This window comes from Photorhabdus akhurstii (assembly GCF_019090985.1).
Lineage (GTDB): Bacteria > Pseudomonadota > Gammaproteobacteria > Enterobacterales > Enterobacteriaceae > Photorhabdus > Photorhabdus akhurstii.
The window spans coordinates 3,556,985-3,574,695 of sequence record NZ_CP020335.1 but is presented as its reverse complement, the minus strand read 5'-3'; the positions used below and the strand labels follow the sequence as shown (position 1 = coordinate 3,574,695).

Annotated in this window: 14 protein-coding genes; 13 read left to right on the top strand and 1 reads right to left on the bottom strand. The window is 46.4% G+C overall.

Going from position 1 to position 17,711, the window contains the following annotated elements; translation table 11 throughout:
- Window positions 1-494: 494 nt before the first annotated feature.
- The gene (locus B0X70_RS15655; protein WP_036781379.1) at window positions 495-1,715 is read right to left on the bottom strand and encodes a pyridoxal phosphate-dependent aminotransferase; all 1,221 of its coding nucleotides are present in this window, start codon (window positions 1,713-1,715) and stop codon (window positions 495-497) included.
- 811 nt (window positions 1,716-2,526) lie between these two features.
- Between B0X70_RS15655 and hexA the strand changes: the two genes are divergently transcribed.
- From hexA to nuoM, 13 genes are all read left to right on the top strand, one after another.
- On the top strand, window positions 2,527-3,456 hold the full coding sequence (hexA, locus tag B0X70_RS15650; protein ID WP_036781377.1) for a transcriptional regulator HexA: 930 nt from the start codon (window positions 2,527-2,529) through the stop codon (window positions 3,454-3,456).
- A 705-nt stretch (window positions 3,457-4,161) separates the two neighbouring features.
- Window positions 4,162-4,611, top strand: a complete 450-nt coding sequence (locus tag B0X70_RS15645; protein ID WP_011147306.1) for an NADH-quinone oxidoreductase subunit A — start codon at window positions 4,162-4,164, stop codon at window positions 4,609-4,611.
- Window positions 4,612-4,628: 17 nt separating this feature from the next.
- On the top strand, window positions 4,629-5,303 hold the full coding sequence (locus tag B0X70_RS15640) for a NuoB/complex I 20 kDa subunit family protein (RefSeq protein WP_011147305.1): 675 nt from the start codon (window positions 4,629-4,631) through the stop codon (window positions 5,301-5,303).
- A gap of 118 nt (window positions 5,304-5,421) precedes the next feature.
- Window positions 5,422-7,221, top strand: a complete 1,800-nt coding sequence (gene nuoC / locus B0X70_RS15635) for an NADH-quinone oxidoreductase subunit C/D (protein WP_105395371.1) — start codon at window positions 5,422-5,424, stop codon at window positions 7,219-7,221.
- Between the two features lie 2 nt (window positions 7,222-7,223).
- Entirely contained in the window at window positions 7,224-7,772 is a 549-nt protein-coding gene (gene nuoE, locus B0X70_RS15630; RefSeq protein WP_105395372.1) for an NADH-quinone oxidoreductase subunit NuoE, read from the top strand.
- On the top strand, window positions 7,769-9,133 hold the full coding sequence (nuoF, locus tag B0X70_RS15625) for an NADH-quinone oxidoreductase subunit NuoF (protein ID WP_036811921.1): 1,365 nt from the start codon (window positions 7,769-7,771) through the stop codon (window positions 9,131-9,133). The genes nuoE and nuoF overlap by 4 nt, the downstream gene beginning before the upstream one ends.
- Window positions 9,134-9,208: 75 nt before the next feature.
- A complete protein-coding gene (nuoG, locus tag B0X70_RS15620) occupies window positions 9,209-11,932 on the top strand; it encodes an NADH-quinone oxidoreductase subunit NuoG (RefSeq protein ID WP_217469761.1) in 2,724 nt (907 codons plus the stop codon).
- The gene (gene nuoH, locus B0X70_RS15615) at window positions 11,932-12,909 is read left to right on the top strand and encodes an NADH-quinone oxidoreductase subunit NuoH (RefSeq protein ID WP_036781364.1); all 978 of its coding nucleotides are present in this window, start codon (window positions 11,932-11,934) and stop codon (window positions 12,907-12,909) included. The genes nuoG and nuoH overlap by 1 nt, the downstream gene beginning before the upstream one ends.
- 14 nt (window positions 12,910-12,923) lie before the next feature.
- Window positions 12,924-13,466 carry an NADH-quinone oxidoreductase subunit NuoI gene (gene nuoI, locus B0X70_RS15610; RefSeq protein WP_036811918.1) on the top strand — a complete coding sequence of 181 codons (543 nt, stop codon included), beginning with the start codon at window positions 12,924-12,926 and terminating at the stop codon, window positions 13,464-13,466.
- 12 nt (window positions 13,467-13,478) lie between these two features.
- Window positions 13,479-14,024 carry an NADH-quinone oxidoreductase subunit J gene (gene nuoJ / locus B0X70_RS15605; RefSeq protein ID WP_036781359.1) on the top strand — a complete coding sequence of 182 codons (546 nt, stop codon included), beginning with the start codon at window positions 13,479-13,481 and terminating at the stop codon, window positions 14,022-14,024.
- Window positions 14,021-14,323 carry an NADH-quinone oxidoreductase subunit NuoK gene (gene nuoK / locus B0X70_RS15600; protein WP_011147297.1) on the top strand — a complete coding sequence of 101 codons (303 nt, stop codon included), beginning with the start codon at window positions 14,021-14,023 and terminating at the stop codon, window positions 14,321-14,323. The genes nuoJ and nuoK overlap by 4 nt, the downstream gene beginning before the upstream one ends.
- The gene (gene nuoL, locus B0X70_RS15595; RefSeq protein WP_217469760.1) at window positions 14,320-16,167 is read left to right on the top strand and encodes an NADH-quinone oxidoreductase subunit L; all 1,848 of its coding nucleotides are present in this window, start codon (window positions 14,320-14,322) and stop codon (window positions 16,165-16,167) included. The genes nuoK and nuoL overlap by 4 nt, the downstream gene beginning before the upstream one ends.
- A gap of 20 nt (window positions 16,168-16,187) precedes the next feature.
- Window positions 16,188-17,708 carry an NADH-quinone oxidoreductase subunit M gene (gene nuoM, locus B0X70_RS15590; RefSeq protein WP_046395988.1) on the top strand — a complete coding sequence of 507 codons (1,521 nt, stop codon included), beginning with the start codon at window positions 16,188-16,190 and terminating at the stop codon, window positions 17,706-17,708.
- The last annotated feature ends 3 nt before the right edge of the window (window positions 17,709-17,711 follow it).

The following is a 17,711-nucleotide window of genomic DNA, read 5'->3' as shown; positions in this document are numbered from 1 at the left end:
TGGCAATGTTATAATCGTGATGGATATATTTTTTAAAAGAAATTTATTTCTCTACTCCATTTTATATACAATTCATATACAAAAATTTCATATAATTTACAATAGGTTATTATTTATTCAGGTGTTCTCTTTTATCAAGTTTAATAAATGCAATGTTTAATTCTTTTGTATCTTGCTAATGCCTTATATAATCACTGCAAGAGTCCTCTATAAAATAAAAAAATTAGTCTGTGTTACCGGTAAAAAATGAAAATTTATTGGTCTTATTTTGCAGAGAGTCATCATTTGGCATCAATAAAGAAAGCTATGGAAATGGTTATCAAGGATTTCTCTCTGACAGGTGAGGTTTTCCTCAGTGAGGGAAAAACGGGTAGGCTAGGTTTATCGGACAGGCTGGATTTATCGGAATAGAAGAAATAGGTTTTCTTCTACACCGACAGAACGTATGGTATGAATAATCTCCGTTATCAGTAATCTCTTTCTGTGAACGGAGATTATTTTTGCTGGTGATATTTGCCAATAAATCGAGCGAATTTTTGAATCGCCATCTCCAGTTCGTCGAGCCTTGGTAACGTCACGATGCGGAAATGGTCAGGTTCCGGCCAGTTAAATGCGGTTCCTTGCACTAACAAAACCTTCTCTTGTAATAAAAGGTCAAGCACCATCTTTTGGTCATCATGAACATTAAAGCGCTTCGTATCAATTTTGGGAAACATATATAAAGCGCCTTTAGGTTTTACGCAGGAAACGCCGGGGATTTGATTAATTAATTCCCATGCCCGGTTACGCTGCTCATACAAACGACCACCAGGTAAAATGAATTCACTGATACTTTGGTAACCACCCAAAGCAGTTTGAATAGCATGCTGCATTGGCACATTGGCGCATAAACGCATTGATGCCAGCATCTCTAAACCTTCAATATAGCTCTTAGCGTGTTTCTTCGGGCCGTTTAATACCATCCAGCCTTGACGAAAACCTGCTACCCGATATGTTTTGGATAGCCCGTTAAATGTTACCGTTAACAGATCAGGGGCGAGCGCGGCAATTGAATGATGCTCTGCATCGTCATATAAGATTTTGTCGTAAATCTCATCAGCAAAAATAATCAAATTGTGTTGACGGGCTATTTCAACAACTTCCAACAGCAATTCTTTACTATATACAGCACCCGTTGGATTATTAGGGTTAATAATCACGATCCCACGTGTACGAGGTGTAATTTTGTTGCGGATATCGTTTAAGTCAGGAAACCAATCTGACCCTTCATCACACATATAATGTACGGCTTTGCCGCTGGAAAGTGAAACCGCCGCAGTCCAGAGAGGATAATCAGGCGCAGGAACCAGCATTTCATCACCGGTATTCAGTAATGCTTGCATTGCCTGAACGATTAATTCAGAAACGCCATTGCCGATATAAATATCTTCAACGGTCACATCCATCATATTCCGGGCTTGATAATGTTGCATGATAGCTTTGCGTGCGGAATACAGACCTTTCGAATCTGAATAACCCTGCGCGGTTGGTAAGTTACGGATAACATCTACCAAGATTTCATCTGGCGCTTCAAAACCAAAGGGGGCTGGATTACCAATATTTAATTTGAGGACTTTATTACCTTCTTCTTCAAGGCGTTTCGCTTCCTTGAGTACGGGGCCGCGGATGTCGTAACAAACATTATCCAATTTGCTGGATTTTTTAACTGCTAGCATAGAGAGTCTTACCTTATCTTGGCAAAAAAAGGGGCGCCTGGCACATAGCGTGTAACATTTAATGTACTCTTCCCGCTGAATGTTTTGAAGATGCCTTGATATATTTGGTTAAAATGGTTGTTTTAGTAGGGAAGTTGTTATTTGAGTATCTTTTTATGCAAATTATGTCAGTGTTAAATTCTGAATTTATTAACAAGATTAAATTTATAATCTTAATTGTGGGTGTTTTCTAGTGTGGAAATGGAGTGCTTTTAACGTGATAACGGCTTGATTGCTCCATTTTGGGCAGAAAGTGATCATGGTTCAATTTGCCAATAAAAGTTGTTGTGTTTGTATAATTTATTCTTATGTATAAGATTTGCCTTGAATTGGCAATTCAGAACTATATATTTTAGAAAGATCGAACAATATTTTTGATCATTTCTGGAAACTAGTTGTAAATTTATCTGAATAGGATTATTAAACATTAGTGATATTGTAGATTTTTACTTTATATTTAGTTTTTCTGATATAACTTATGTTATTCTTTGACGTGAGTCAGAAAACAAAATAACCAAACTAGAAATCACATATAGGGTGTTGTAAATAGGGATTGTCCCCAATTTATTTAGGAATCCGAGTAACTTTTGCTAACGAAGAGGAGAAAATAAAACCCGCAATGGGTTCAATAGGTAAAAAAACAGCAGTAAATCTTTGCCCTATTTAATAGAGTAGAGTACTGTCTAAGCGATGTTAATTTAATTTGATAGTGCTTACGTAAAAACACCAGGTTAGTTAGTAATTAAAATCAAAAAAAAGTGATGAATAAACAATGATAAATGCAAATCGTCCGATAATGAATCTCGATCTCGATCTGCTAAGAACTTTTGTTGCTGTTGCTGATTTAAATACTTTTGCAGCAGCAGCAGCAGCAGTATGCAGAACGCAATCGGCTGTAAGTCAGCAAATGCAACGTTTGGAGCAGTTGGTAGGCAGAGAGCTGTTTGCCCGCCACGGCCGTAATAAGCTTCTTACAGAGCATGGTCTTCAACTTCTTGGTTATGCAAGACAAATTCTGCGCGCTAACGATGATGCCAGCGCATCATTAACCTATAGCGATGCAGAAGGCGAACTAAGAATCGGTGCATCCGACGATACGGTGGATACACTGCTCCCTTTTTTGTTAAATCGCATCGCTTCTGTTTATCCGCGGATGGCAATAGATGTCCGTATAAAGCGTACTCAATTTATTGAAAGTATGCTGGATAGCCATGAGATCGATTTGGCGCTCACAACCGCGAAGATCAGTCATCATCCAAGGACTGTTCTGCGCTCAACACCGGTATTATGGCATTGCGCCCCTGATTTCCAGCTACAACCAAATGAGCCTGTGCCACTGGTTGTGATGGATGAAACCAATCCATTCCGTCAGTTGGCGTTGGATACGTTGGATGAGGTGGGAGTATCGTGGCGGATTGCTTATGAAGCCGCTTCTCTGTCGGCGGTTCGCACGGCGGTGAATGCAGAAGTCGGTATTACTGCCCGTCCTCTGGAAATGCAAAATGCCGATCTGCGTATTTTAGGGGAGAGTGAAGGGCTTCCTCGTTTGCCTGAAACTCAATTCTCTCTTTATAGACATAGCAATGAACAAAATGAATCTGTTCTGACGGTTTTTAGTGCTATAGAGAATAAGAAAACGCCATACACGATATCGGGTGTTCCAGAAGAACTTCCTGATGATGACGATATTATTGATGAGTAATATCTGAAACGCTGTCTTTGCTAATACCTCCATTATGGACGGAAGGAGGTATTAGCTCCCTAGATATATTTATAAGAAATCATCAACTGAATTCATCTTATTTTGTTGTTATCGTAATCATTAAATATACGGTGGCATTTTTCTTAACACCCCCCTGATTTGGTTAACAAATTGTTATATTGTTAACAAAGTAATAATTCGCTGAATTGATGAAATAAGAATTTCTGTAGTGAACGGGAACTTTTCTTGTCGCTAATGGATAAAAAATATAATTTCTTCAGATTTGAATGAATTATCATCAGCAGTAAAATTTTTTTCTGTCAAATTGTGTACTTGATCAAAGAAATACTCCCTATGTAGCAGTGGAAAGGCAGGTTTTTCCTGAGATAATGATGTAGTAAAAGCGAGTTATCGGTTAGACTAGTTTCCGCCGCTATTCGCATGCCAGTTTACTGACACGTTTTAGCAGCGCGGCAGCACGATCCGTTAAGACTAAGTTTGTTGTTTGTAAATAAATGTTAGATTAATTTTGTCATAACAGACAAAATATTGTTGAGAGGAGTAAAAACCAAGAAGATTCACTCCATCAATCATTGATTAACAGTGTTTCAGATTTGGTTATTACCCCTTCCCTTGAATCGATGTGGTGCAACACTGCCAGACAAAAGAGCAGACACTTTTGACACCACTTTTGATGAGTAAGCAATGAGTATGTCAACATCCACTGAACTCTTTGCCCATCACTGGGCATTCGCGGTATTTCTTTTAGGTGCTTTCGGTCTGTGTGCTTTGATGCTGTTAGGGGCGTTTTTCTTGGGCGGAAGAGCGAAAGCCCGGGCAAAACATGTCCCTTATGAATCCGGTATTGATTCTGTCGGTAGTGCTCGTCTCCGTATGTCGGCCAAGTTCTATCTGGTCGCTATGTTCTTTGTCATCTTCGATGTTGAAGCGCTGTTTTTATATGCATGGTCAGTTTCTATCAAAGAGAGTGGCTGGTTAGGCTTTATCGAAGCAAGCATTTTCATTTTGGTGTTACTCGCAGGCTTGTTTTATCTGGTGCGTATTGGGGCGCTGAATTGGACGCCATCTCGTTCAAGCCGCCAGGTAAGTAAACCAAGTGTTGTGATTAACATTAACAATAGTCATCCGCAGTAATAGCGAGGCATTTAAAGATGGATTATACGCTCACCCGCATAGATCCGAACGGTGAGAATGACCGTTATCCCCTGCAAAAACAGGAAATTGTCGCAGATCCACTGGAGCAGCATGTTCACCGTAGTGTTTACATGGGCAAACTGGAGCATGCTCTGCATGATATGGTGAACTGGGGACGTAAAAACTCCCTGTGGCCCTACAACTTTGGTCTTTCCTGCTGTTATGTGGAAATGGCCACATCATTTACCGCTGTTCATGATGTCGCCCGTTTTGGCGCTGAAGTTTTACGTGCATCACCCCGCCAGGCGGATTTTATGGTGGTCGCTGGCACTTGTTTTACCAAAATGGCGCCGGTTATTCAGCGCTTGTATGACCAGATGCTTGAGCCGAAGTGGGTTATCTCTATGGGAGCTTGCGCCAACTCTGGTGGTATGTACGATATTTACTCTGTAGTTCAAGGCGTCGATAAGTTTATCCCCGTTGATGTTTATATTCCTGGTTGTCCTCCTCGTCCTGAAGCTTATATGCAAGCTCTGTTGCTGTTACAGGAGTCGATCGGCAAAGAGCGTCGTCCGCTGTCTTGGGTGGTGGGAGATCAAGGGGTTTACCGTGCCAATATGCAGTCAGAAAGAGAACGTAAGCACGGGGAACGTATCGCAGTGAAAAATCTGCGTACGCCAGACGAAGTTTAGAATCTGTCTTTTAGACAGTAGGCGTGACTCAAAGTAGCCTAATGAATGTAACCAGAGCAATGTGTTGCGATACTAATCCTGATCAAAACGAACACTGATCAAAGCGTTGTGGTGAAAAATGATGATAGATCAGATAGCGCAAGAAAGCGCCCGGCCTGCGTGGCAAACTCACGACCATCTTGATGATCCGGTTGTGGGTGAGCTGCGTAACCACTTTGGCCCGGATGCCTTTACTGTTCAGCCAACCCGTACTGGTATGCCAGTTGTCTGGGTGAAGCGTGAACAATTACTGGAAGTAATGATTTTCCTGAAGAAGCTGCCCAAACCGTATGTCATGCTGTTCGATTTACATGGCATGGATGAGCGTCAGCGTACTCACCGCCAGGGTCTGCCAGAGGCAGATTTTTCTGTGTTTTATCACCTACTTTCTATTGAGCGTAACCGCGATGTTATGTTGAAGGTCGCCCTCAGTGAAAAAGACCTGAATCTCCCGACTGCAACTCCTCTGTTTCCAAATGCCAACTGGTATGAGCGTGAAACATGGGAAATGTTTGGCATTGTCTTTAACGGCCATCCAAACCTGCGTCGTATTATGTTGCCGCCGACTTGGGAAGGGCATCCGCTGCGTAAGGATTATCCCGCTCGTGCGACGGAATTTGATCCTTTCGAACTGACCAGACAGAAAGAAGATCTGGAAATGGAAGCGCTGACTTTCAAACCAGAAGAGTGGGGAATGAAACGAGGTACCGAGAATGAGGACTTCATGTTCCTTAACCTTGGTCCTAACCATCCCTCTTCTCATGGTGCATTCCGTATCATTTTGCAACTGGATGGTGAAGAGATTGTCGATTGTGTCCCGGATATTGGTTATCACCATCGTGGCGCGGAGAAGATGGGAGAGCGCCAATCTTGGCACAGTTATATTCCCTATACAGACCGTATTGAATACTTAGGCGGTTGTGTTAATGAAATGCCTTATGTGCTGGCGGTGGAGAAACTGGCGGGAATTGAAGTGCCTGACCGGGTAAAAACCATCCGCGTTATGTTGTCGGAATTGTTCCGTATTAACAGCCACCTACTCTACATCTCGACCTTCATTCAGGACGTTGGCGGGATGACGCCGGTGTTCTTCGCCTTTACTGACCGCCAGAAAGTGTATGATCTGGTGGAGGCGATTACCGGTTTCCGTATGCACCCGGCGTGGTTCCGCATTGGCGGTGTCGCTCATGACTTGCCGCGTGGTTGGGATAGATTATTGCGCGATTTCCTGAACTGGATGCCTAAACGCCTTGATTCCTACGTGAAAGCAGCGCTGAAAAACAGCATTTTGAAAGGCCGTTCTATTGGGGTTGCCGCTTATAATTCCAAACAAGCTCTTGAATGGGGCACCACTGGCGCTGGGTTGCGGGCAACGGGCATTGCGTTTGATGTGCGTAAATGGCGCCCATACTCCGGCTATGAAAATTTCGATTTCGACGTGCCGATTGGTAATAACGGCGACTGTTATGATCGCGTGATGTTGAAAGTGGAAGAAGTGCGTCAGAGCTTGCGAATCTTGAAGCAGTGTCTGGACAATATGCCTGAAGGTCCATTCAAAGCAGATCACCCACTGACGACGCCACCACCCAAAGAGCGTACTTTGCAGCATATTGAGACCATGATTAACCACTTTTTGCAAGTGTCATGGGGACCGGTAATGCCGGCAAATGAATCTTTCCAAATGATTGAGGCCACCAAAGGCATCAACAGCTATTACCTCACCAGCGACGGCAGTACTGTGAGTTACCGTACCCGCGTCCGTACACCGAGTTATCCGCATTTGCAGCAGATCCCATCGGTAATCCGCGGTGGCTTAGTGTCTGACCTGATCGTGTATCTGGGCAGTATCGATTTTGTTATGTCTGATGTGGATCGCTAACTATGCAAAGTGAAATTAACGCGAGTGCTCAACAAGCGCGCCTTGATGTGGTTAACGTAACAGAGTCTCAGGCAAAAACAGATTTTGTGCTGAGCACCGAAGAGCACGATGCTATCGAGCACGAAAAACACCACTACGAAGATCCGCGCGCCGCTTCGATAGAAGCATTGAAAATTGTACAGAAACATCGTGGTTGGGTACCGGATGGCGCCATTTACGCGATTGCTGATGTGCTTGGTATTCCCGCTAGTGATGTAGAGGGTGTGGCAACATTCTACAGCCAGATTTATCGTCAACCGGTGGGCCGCCATATTATTCGTTATTGTGACAGCGTGGTTTGTCATATTACCGGTTATCAGGATGTCCAGGCTGCGATTGAAAAACATCTGAATATCTGTCCGGGGCAGACGACGAAAGATGGGCGTTTTACGCTGTTGCCAACCTGTTGTCTGGGTAACTGCGACAAAGGCCCGACCATGATGATCGATGACGATACGCACAGTTCTGTCAGACCTGAAGAGATTGAAAAGTTACTGGAGCAGTATCCATGACAGCATATTCAGGAATAAAAGAAATTATTCTTACCGAGGAAAACCATCCTCTTACCTGGCGTTTACGGGATGATAAACAACCGGTATGGCTGGATGAGTACCGTAGCAAAAGTGGTTATCGTGGTGCTGAAAAAGCACTGAAAAGCATGTCCCCAGATGAAGTGGTTTCTTTGGTAAAAGACGCCGGGCTGAAAGGCCGTGGCGGTGCAGGTTTCTCTACTGGTTTGAAGTGGAGCCTGATGCCAAAAGATGAAAGCATGAATATCCGTTATCTGCTATGTAACGCAGATGAAATGGAGCCGGGTACTTACAAAGATCGCTTGCTGATGGAGCAACTTCCTCATCTGCTGGTGGAAGGGATGTTGATCAGTGCGTTTGCCTTGAAAGCTTATCGTGGCTATATCTTCCTGCGTGGTGAATATGTGGAAGCGGCTGTGCATCTGCGTAAAGCCATCGAAGAAGCTAAGGCTGCGGGTTTGTTGGGTAAAAACATTATGGGCAGCGGCTTTGATTTTGAGTTGTTTGTTCATACCGGCGCAGGGCGTTATATCTGTGGTGAAGAAACCGCGCTGATTAACTCACTGGAAGGCCGCCGAGCAAATCCTCGCTCAAAACCGCCATTTCCAGCCACTTCCGGCGCATGGGGCAAGCCTACTTGCGTCAACAACGTTGAAACCTTGTGCAACGTTCCTTCAATTCTTGAATACGGTAAAGAGTGGTATATCGGCCTGAGCGCGGGCAAGAGTAAAGATGCCGGTACCAAACTGATGGGCTTCTCTGGTCGGGTGAAAAATCCGGGCTTGTGGGAGTTGCCATTTGGTACGACTGCCCGTGAAATTCTTGAAGATTATGCCGGCGGTATGCGTGACGGCTTGAAATTCAAAGCATGGCAGCCCGGAGGTGCAGGAACTGACTTCCTGACCGCTGAACATCTGGATCTGCCAATGGATTTCGAAAATATCGCTAAAGCGGGCAGCCGTTTGGGCACTGCCTTGGCAATGGCGGTTGACCATGAAATTAATATGGTTTCTTTGACTCGCAATCTTGAAGAGTTCTTTGCCCGTGAATCTTGCGGCTGGTGTACTCCATGTCGTGATGGGTTGCCGTGGAGCGTGAAAATCCTGCGTGCAATAGAGCGTGGGGAAGGGCAACCCGGGGATATTGAAACGTTGGAACAACTCTGTCGCTTCCTAGGGCCAGGTAATACATTCTGTGCTCATGCTCCAGGGGCCGTGGAACCACTACAGAGTGCCATCAAATATTTCCGTGATGAATTCGAAGCTGGAATTATAACCAAAGACTATGGGAACACTCATCTCATTGCGGGTATCCAGTCAAACCTGTTGAAGCAGCGTTGGTAATGGGTTCTTCACGAAATTAGCAGAATTTTTGATTAACACTTGCTGAAAAGCAGGTCATTTGGAAGCATGCTGACTATGGCTACGATACATGTAGACGGCAAAAAATATGATGTAGACGGGGCTGATAACCTGTTACAAGCTTGCCTCTCTTTGGGGTTGGATATTCCTTATTTTTGCTGGCATCCAGCGCTTGGAAGCGTTGGCGCTTGCCGCCAGTGTGCGGTGAAGCAATATCAAAATGCGGATGATACGCGCGGTCGTTTGATAATGTCCTGTATGACTCCGGCAGCGGATGGCACTTTTATCTCGATTGATGATGAAGAGGCTAAAAAGTTCCGTGAGAGTGTGGTTGAGTGGTTGATGACTAACCATCCGCACGATTGCCCGGTGTGTGAAGAAGGGGGCAACTGCCACTTACAGGATATGACCGTGATGACCGGTCATACATTCCGTAAATACCGTTTCACTAAGCGTACTCACAACAATCAGGAATTGGGGCCGTTTATTTCTCATGAAATGAACCGCTGTATTGCCTGTTATCGTTGTGTGCGTTATTACAAAGATTACGCCGATGGCACTGATTTTGGTGTCTATGGCGCTCACGATAATATCTATTTTGGTCGCCCTGAAAGTGGCACGCTGGAAAGTGAGTTCTCCGGTAACCTGGTAGAAATTTGTCCAACAGGGGTATTTACTGATAAAACCCACTCTGAACGTTATAACCGTAAATGGGATATGCAGTTTGCGCCAAGTATCTGCCAACAGTGCAGCATTGGTTGCAATACCAGCCCGGGAGAGCGTTATGGTGAATTACGTCGTATCGAGAACCGTTATAACGGGACAGTAAACCACTACTTTATGTGTGACCGTGGTCGTTTCGGTTACGGTTATGTCAACAGTAAGGATCGTCCTCGTCAGCCACAGCAATTGCGTGGTGATCATTGGATCTCGCTTAATGCTGAACAGGCTATGCAGGGCGGGGCGGATATTTTACGTCAGGCGAAGAATGCCATCGGTATCGGTTCCCCACGCGCCAGTTTGGAAAGTAACTTTGCACTGCGTGAACTGGTGGGTGCGGAAAACTTCTATAGCGGGATTGCCGCGGCTGAACAACAACGCCTTGATATGATGTTGGAAATTCTTCAACAGGGCGGCGTTTATACACCATCGCTGCGTGAAATTGAAAGTTATGATGCGGTACTGATTTTAGGTGAAGATCTAACGCAAACCGGCGCCCGGATGGCATTATCTGTTCGTCAGGCGGTGAAAGGCAAAGCCCGCGAAATGGCGGCCGCTCAGAAAGTTGCTGATTGGCAAATTGCCGCTGTGATGAATATTGGTCAGCGTGCGAAATATCCCCTGTTTGTGACCAACGTGGATGATACTCGTCTGGATGATATCGCCGCGTGGAATTATCGTGCGCCGGTTGATGATCAGGCGCGTTTTGGTTTTGCAATCGCTCATGCGTTGGATAACACTGCGCCGGCAGTCGAGAATTTGCCTGACGAACTGAAAGTTAAAGTGGAAATGGTTGCGCAAGCGTTGATTGGCGCGAAGAAACCACTGATTATCAGCGGCAGTAACGTCGGTAGTGATGCGATTATTCAAGCAGCGGCCAATGTTGCCTGGGCGCTGAAAGACCGAGGTTCAGATGTCGGTTTGTCGTTTGTTGCAATCTATGCGAATAGTATTGGATTGGGAATGATGGAGGCTCAACCACTGGATGTTGCGCTGCAACGGATAAGCAGTGGTGAATCTGATACGGCTATCGTAATGGAAAATGATCTCTATCGGCATGCCGCAGCAGATAAGGTAGACGATGCACTGAGCAAGCTGAAAAACTTGGTTGTGGTTGATCATCAACGCACTGCCATCATGGATAAAGCCCATTTGATTCTTCCAGCTTCCAGCTTTGCAGAAAGTGACGGTACGCTGGTAAATCAGGAAGGCCGGGCGCAGCGTTATTTCCAAGTTTTCGAACCCTCTTTCTATGACAAATCGGTGGTGATGCTGGAGAGTTGGCGTTGGTTGCACTCCTTGCACACAACTTATACTGAACGCCATTTAGATTGGACGCAGCTTGACCATGTTATTGATGCCTGTGTTGAAACAATGCCGCAGCTTAAAGGCATTGTTGACGCCGCGCCTGATTCTACATTCCGCATCCGTGGTCAGAAACTGGCGCGTTCACCGCACCGTTACAGTGGTCGTACTGCAATGTTGGCGAATCTCAGCGTACATGAGCAACGTCAACCGCAGGATGTCGATTCGCCATTCGCTTTCTCAATGGAAGGTAACAATAGCCCTAATGCCTATCGTCAGCAGGTGCCATTTGCATGGGCGCCGGGCTGGAACTCACCACAGGCTTGGAACAAATTCCAGGCGGAGGTAGGTGGTCATCTGCGCTTTGGTGATCCCGGTGTGCGTCTGATTGAAACTACTGATGGCGGTCTGAACTACTTTGATCAGATCCCGACAGCCTTTACTGCGCAAAATAACCAATGGACAGTGGCTCCTTACCATCACTTGTTTGGTAGTGAAGAGTTAACTCAGCGTTCTGATGTGATTCAGGAACGTATGCCGGAGCCTTATGTGATGCTCAATAGCAAAGATGCGGATCAATTGGGTGTGAAAACGGGTTCTGTTCTGGAGTTTGATTGTTTTGGTCAGCAACTGCGTCTGGCGGTTCGTCTGAGTGAAAATCTTGCTCAAGGGCAGATTGGTTTGCCAATGGGAATGCCGGGTATTCCTCCGGTATTGGCGGGTGTTTCCGTGAATAATTTACGGGAGGTTGCATAATGAGTTGGTTAACCCCCGAAATTATTGATGTGCTGATCGCTGTTCTCAAGGCCGTGGTGATTTTGGTCGTGGTGGTTGTCTGTGGGGCATTGATGAGCTTTGGCGAACGTCGTTTGCTAGGGCTGTTTCAAAACCGTTATGGGCCAAATCGTGTAGGTTGGGGTGGGTCGTTACAGATTGTCGCTGACATGATCAAAATGTTCTTCAAAGAGGATTGGGTACCCCGGTTTGCCGACAGAATGATCTTTACCTTGGCGCCGGTGATTGGTTTCGTTTCTCTGTTGCTGGCATTTGCCATTGTGCCGATCACGCCGACTTGGATGGCCGCCGACCTGAACATAGGTATTTTGTTCTTTATGATGATGGCGGGTCTGGCTGTCTATGCGGTGCTGTTTGCTGGATGGTCAAGTAACAACAAATACTCATTACTGGGGGCGATGCGTGCTTCTGCGCAGACACTGAGTTACGAAGTGTTTATCGGCCTCTCCTTTATGGGCGTTGTGGCGCAGGCAGATTCTTTCAATATGGTGGATATCGTCAATGCACAGGAGCATATGTGGAATGTCATTCCTCAGTTCTTTGGCTTCTTGACTTTTGCTATCGCGGGTGTGGCGGTGTGTCACCGTCATCCATTTGACCAGCCGGAAGCAGAACAGGAGCTGGCTGACGGCTATCATATTGAATATTCCGGTATGAAATTCGGTCTGTTCTTCGTTGGTGAATATATCGGTATTGTCACGGTTTCTGCCCTGATTGTGACAATGTTCTTTGGTGGCTGGCATGGTCCGTTCTTGCCGCCGTTTGTCTGGTTTGCGTTGAAAACGGCATTCTTCATGGTGATGTTCATCCTGATACGCGCCTCTTTACCACGTCCGCGTTATGACCAGGTGATGTCGTTTGGCTGGAAAGTCTGTCTGCCGCTAACCTTACTTAACCTGCTGGCGACTGCGGCAGTGATTTTGTACAACGCTCAATAAGGGGGGAATGAACCATGACATTAAAAGAGTTAGTGGTTGGTTTTGCCACCCAGGTACGCAGTATTTGGATGATTGGCTTGCATGCCTTTCATAAGCGCGAAACCCAAATGTATCCAGAGGAACCGGTTTATCTGCCGCCCCGTTACCGTGGCCGTATTGTGCTAACGCGCGATCCGGACGGTGAAGAGCGTTGTGTTGCCTGTAACCTGTGTGCGGCGGTTTGCCCGGTGGGATGTATTTCACTGCAAAAAGCTGAACATAAAGATGGTCGTTGGTATCCAGAATTTTTCCGCGTTAACTTCTCACGTTGTATTTTCTGTGGCTTATGTGAAGAAGCTTGCCCGACGACTGCGATCCAATTAACGCCGGATTTCGAAATGGGGGAGTTTAAGCGCCAGGATCTGGTGTATGAAAAAGAGGACCTGACGATTTCAGGTCCGGGTAAATATCCTGATTATAACTTTTACCGTAAGACAGGTATGGCGATTGGCGGCAAATCGAAAGGTGAAGCTGACAATGAAGCGAAACCTATCGACGTTAAAAGCCTGTTGCCGTAAGGAGCGATATTCATGGAATTTACGTTTTATACTGCCGGGTTGATTGCCATATTGGCAACTATCAGGGTGATTACCCATACCAATCCGATACACGCGCTTTTGTATCTGATTGTGTCTCTGCTGGCGCTTTCAGCGGTGTTTTTTTCGCTTGGCGCTTATTTTGCCGGTGCGCTGGAGATCATCGTCTACGCCGGGGCCATCATGGTGCTGTTTGTTTTCGTGGTGATGATGCTTAACCTTGGCAAATCTGTTGTTGAACAAGAGCGTGTCTGGTTGAAACCGAGGACCTGGATTGGTCCGGGGATACTGTCAGCGGTGCTGCTTGTTGTGCTGGTGTATACCATTATCAATGTTTCTCATGGCGATATCGCTGACAATATTACCGGCGAAGTTATCAGTGCTAAAGAAGTGGGTATCAGTTTGTTTGGTCCGTATGTATTGGCCGTTGAACTGGCTTCTTTGCTATTACTTGCCGGTATGGTGGTGGCGTATCACATAGGCCGTGAGCATAAACAGGGTGAAGTGCTCAGCAACCGAAATGCGGAGGAACAACCATGATACCTCTTCAACATGGACTGATTTTGGCGGCTATTCTATTTGTGTTGGGCCTGACCGGGCTCATCATTCGCCGTAATCTGTTGTTTATGTTAATTGGGCTCGAAGTGATGATTAATGCTGCGGCTTTGGCTTTTGTTGTGGTAGGCAGCTATTGGGGCCAGCCAGATGGTCAAGTGATGTTTATTTTGGCTATCAGCTTGGCGGCGGCAGAGGCGAGTATTGGCCTGGCGCTGTTATTGCAGCTCTATCGTCGTCGCCAGAATCTGAATATTGATACAGTCAGTGAGATGCGCGGATGAACTTACTCTATTTAACAATTCTGCTGCCACTGCTGGGATTTTTGCTGTTGGCATTTTCCCGTGGCCGCTGGTCTGAAAATACATCAGCTACCATCGGGATTAGTTCTGTTGGTTTGGCTGCGTTGGTTACCTTATGGGTTGCTATCGATTTCAACAGTCAGAATGGTGCGGGTGATCTGGTTTACAGTCAGAACCTGTGGAACTGGATGGAAGTTGGGAATTTCAGTATCCCGTTTACTCTGGTGCTTGATGGTTTATCCCTTACCATGTTGAGTGTGGTGACTGGCGTTGGTTTCCTGATCCATATGTATGCCTCGTGGTATATGCGTGGTGAAGAGGGTTATTCCCGTTTCTTCGCTTATACCAACCTGTTTATCGCTAGCATGGTGATACTGGTTCTGGCAGATAACATGATGCTGATGTATCTCGGTTGGGAAGGGGTAGGTCTGTGCAGTTACCTGCTGATTGGCTTCTACTATACCAACCCGGCGAATGGCGCCGCGGCAATGAAAGCCTTTGTTGTTACCCGTGTGGGTGACGTCTTCTTGGCTATCGGCATGTTCATTCTGTATGACAATCTGGGAACGTTGAACTTCCGCGAGTTGGCGATTTTAGCTCCACAGCATCTGGAAGCCGGTTCTTCAGTGATTACTTGGGCAACCCTGATGATATTGGGGGGAGCGGTAGGTAAATCAGCCCAGTTGCCGTTACAAACCTGGTTGGCCGATGCGATGGCCGGTCCGACGCCGGTTTCTGCGCTGATTCATGCGGCAACGATGGTAACCGCCGGGGTGTACTTGGTCGCGCGTAGCCACGGTCTATTCCTGATGGCGCCGGAAATCCTGCAACTGGTTGGCACTATCGGCGCTATCACGTTGGTGTTGGCAGGTTTTGCTGCGTTAGTGCAAACCGATATTAAGCGTGTATTGGCTTACTCAACCATGAGCCAGATTGGCTACATGTTCCTGGCGTTGGGGGTTCAGGCATGGGATGCGGCAATCTTCCACCTGATGACTCACGCTTTCTTTAAGGCGCTGTTGTTTCTGGCATCGGGTTCCGTCATTCTGGCCTGTCATCATGAGCAGAATATTTTCAAAATGGGAGGATTGCGTAAATCCATTCCGTTGGTTTATGTCTGCTTCCTGGTGGGTGGCGCGGCGTTATCAGCGTTGCCAATCGTCACTGCCGGTTTCTACAGTAAAGATGAAATTCTGTGGGGAGCGATGTCACATGGTCATATCAACCTAATGCTGGCGGGTTTGGCGGGGGCATTTATGACTTCTTTGTATACCTTCCGCATGATTTTCATCGTATTCCACGGTGAGGCGAAAACAAAAGCCCATCCTGTTAAAGGTATTACCCATCACCTGCCGTTACTGGTATTGCTGGTGCTTTCCACCTTTGTGGGCGCACTGATTGCGCCGCCATTGGCTGGTGTGTTGCCGGGAAGCCATGCAACGGATCACACAGGCAAAATGACCCTGGAAGTGGTTTCTGGCGTGATCGCTGTGGCGGGTATTTTGCTGGCAATGGCACTGTATCTGGGTAAACGTCAGTTGGTGAATGGTGTGGCAAAAAGTGCTCCGGGGCGTTTCTTCTCCGTGTGGTGGTTTAATGCTTGGGGCTTTGATGTTCTCTATGACTGGGTATTTGTTAAGCCGTTCAAGAACATTACGCATGTATTACGAAACGATCCGCTAAATTCACTGATGAATATTCCTGCGGTGTTATCACGCTGGAGTAACAAAGGTCTTAGTCTGAGTGAAAATGGACAGGTCCGTTGGTACGTTGCCTCTATGGGGTTGGGTGCAGTGCTGGTTTTAGCTCTGCTGCTACTGGTTTAATTTAAGGGATACATTGCGCCATGCTATTACCTTGGCTAATTCTTATGCCCTTCATCGGTGGCCTGTTGAGTTGGCAGGCTGAACGCTTCGGTACCCGTGTACCGCGTTGGATCGCGTTAATTTCGATGGGGTTGACTCTGGTACTCTCTCTGCAACTGTGGTTGCAGGGGGGCTACACCTTGGCTAATCCACAAGGGATACCTCAATGGCAAGAGGAATTTCTTATGCCGTGGATCCCACGTTTTGGCATCAGTATTCACCTTGCTCTGGATGGCTTATCGCTGCTGATGGTGGTGTTGACCGCGCTACTGGGGCTGATGGCTATTCTCTGTTCATGGACGGAAAATCAGCCATATCAGGGCTTTTTCCACTTGAACTTGCTGTGGATCTTGGGTGGTGTGATGGGGGTGTTCCTCGCTATCGACATGTTCCTGTTCTTCTTCTTCTGGGAAATGATGTTGGTACCGATGTACTTCCTGATTGCACTGTGGGGACACAGAGGCTCAGGCGGTAAGACTCGTATCACTGCGGCGACCAAGTTTTTCATTTACACTCAGGCGAGTGGCTTGGTGATGTTAATTGCGATTATGGCATTGGTATTGGTTCACTATAACGGGACAGGCGAGTGGACATTCAGCTATCAAGAACTGCTGAATACACCAATGTCACATACCGTTCAATACTTACTGATGCTCGGTTTCTTCATTGCGTTTGCGGTAAAAATGCCGGTTGTGCCTTTACATGGGTGGTTGCCTGACGCGCACAGTCAGGCGCCAACCGCGGGTTCTGTTGACCTGGCGGGTATCTTGCTGAAAACCGCAGGTTATGGTCTGTTGCGTTTTGCTTTGCCGTTGTTCCCGGAAGCTTCTCATGAGTTCACACCGATTGCGATGTGGTTCGGTGTACTTGGGATCTTCTATGGCGCATGGATGGCGTTCAGCCAGACAGATATCAAACGCTTGATTGCTTATACCAGTATCTCTCATATGGGGTTTGTGTTAATCGCGATCTATTCTGGCAGCCAGCTTGCTTACCAGGGGGCAATTATTCAGATGATTGCTCATGGTCTGTCAGCCGCAGGTATGTTTATTCTCTGTGGGCAACTTTATGAACGCTTACATACCCGTGATATGAATCTCATGGGCGGTTTGTGGAAACGTGTGCAGTTCTTGCCTGCGTTATCGCTCTCTTTTGCTGTTGCGACACTGGGAATGCCGGGGACCGGTAACTTCGTCGGTGAATTTATGATCCTGTTTGGTAGTTTTAGTGAATTTCCGTTAATTATAACGATTTCTGTATTTGGTCTGGTTTTCGCTTCTGTTTATGCCCTGTACATGATGCAGCGTGCTTACTACGGTGAGGCAAAATCAGACGAACCACTAAGACGGATGGATATGCGAGAAGTATCCATTGTAATGGTGCTGTTGATATTACTGGTGGTGATGGGTTTTTACCCACAACCTATCCTTGATACTTCAGCGGCAGCGATGGATAACATCCAGACCTGGTATTCAGCTTCAATTTCAACTACAAGGCCGTAATTC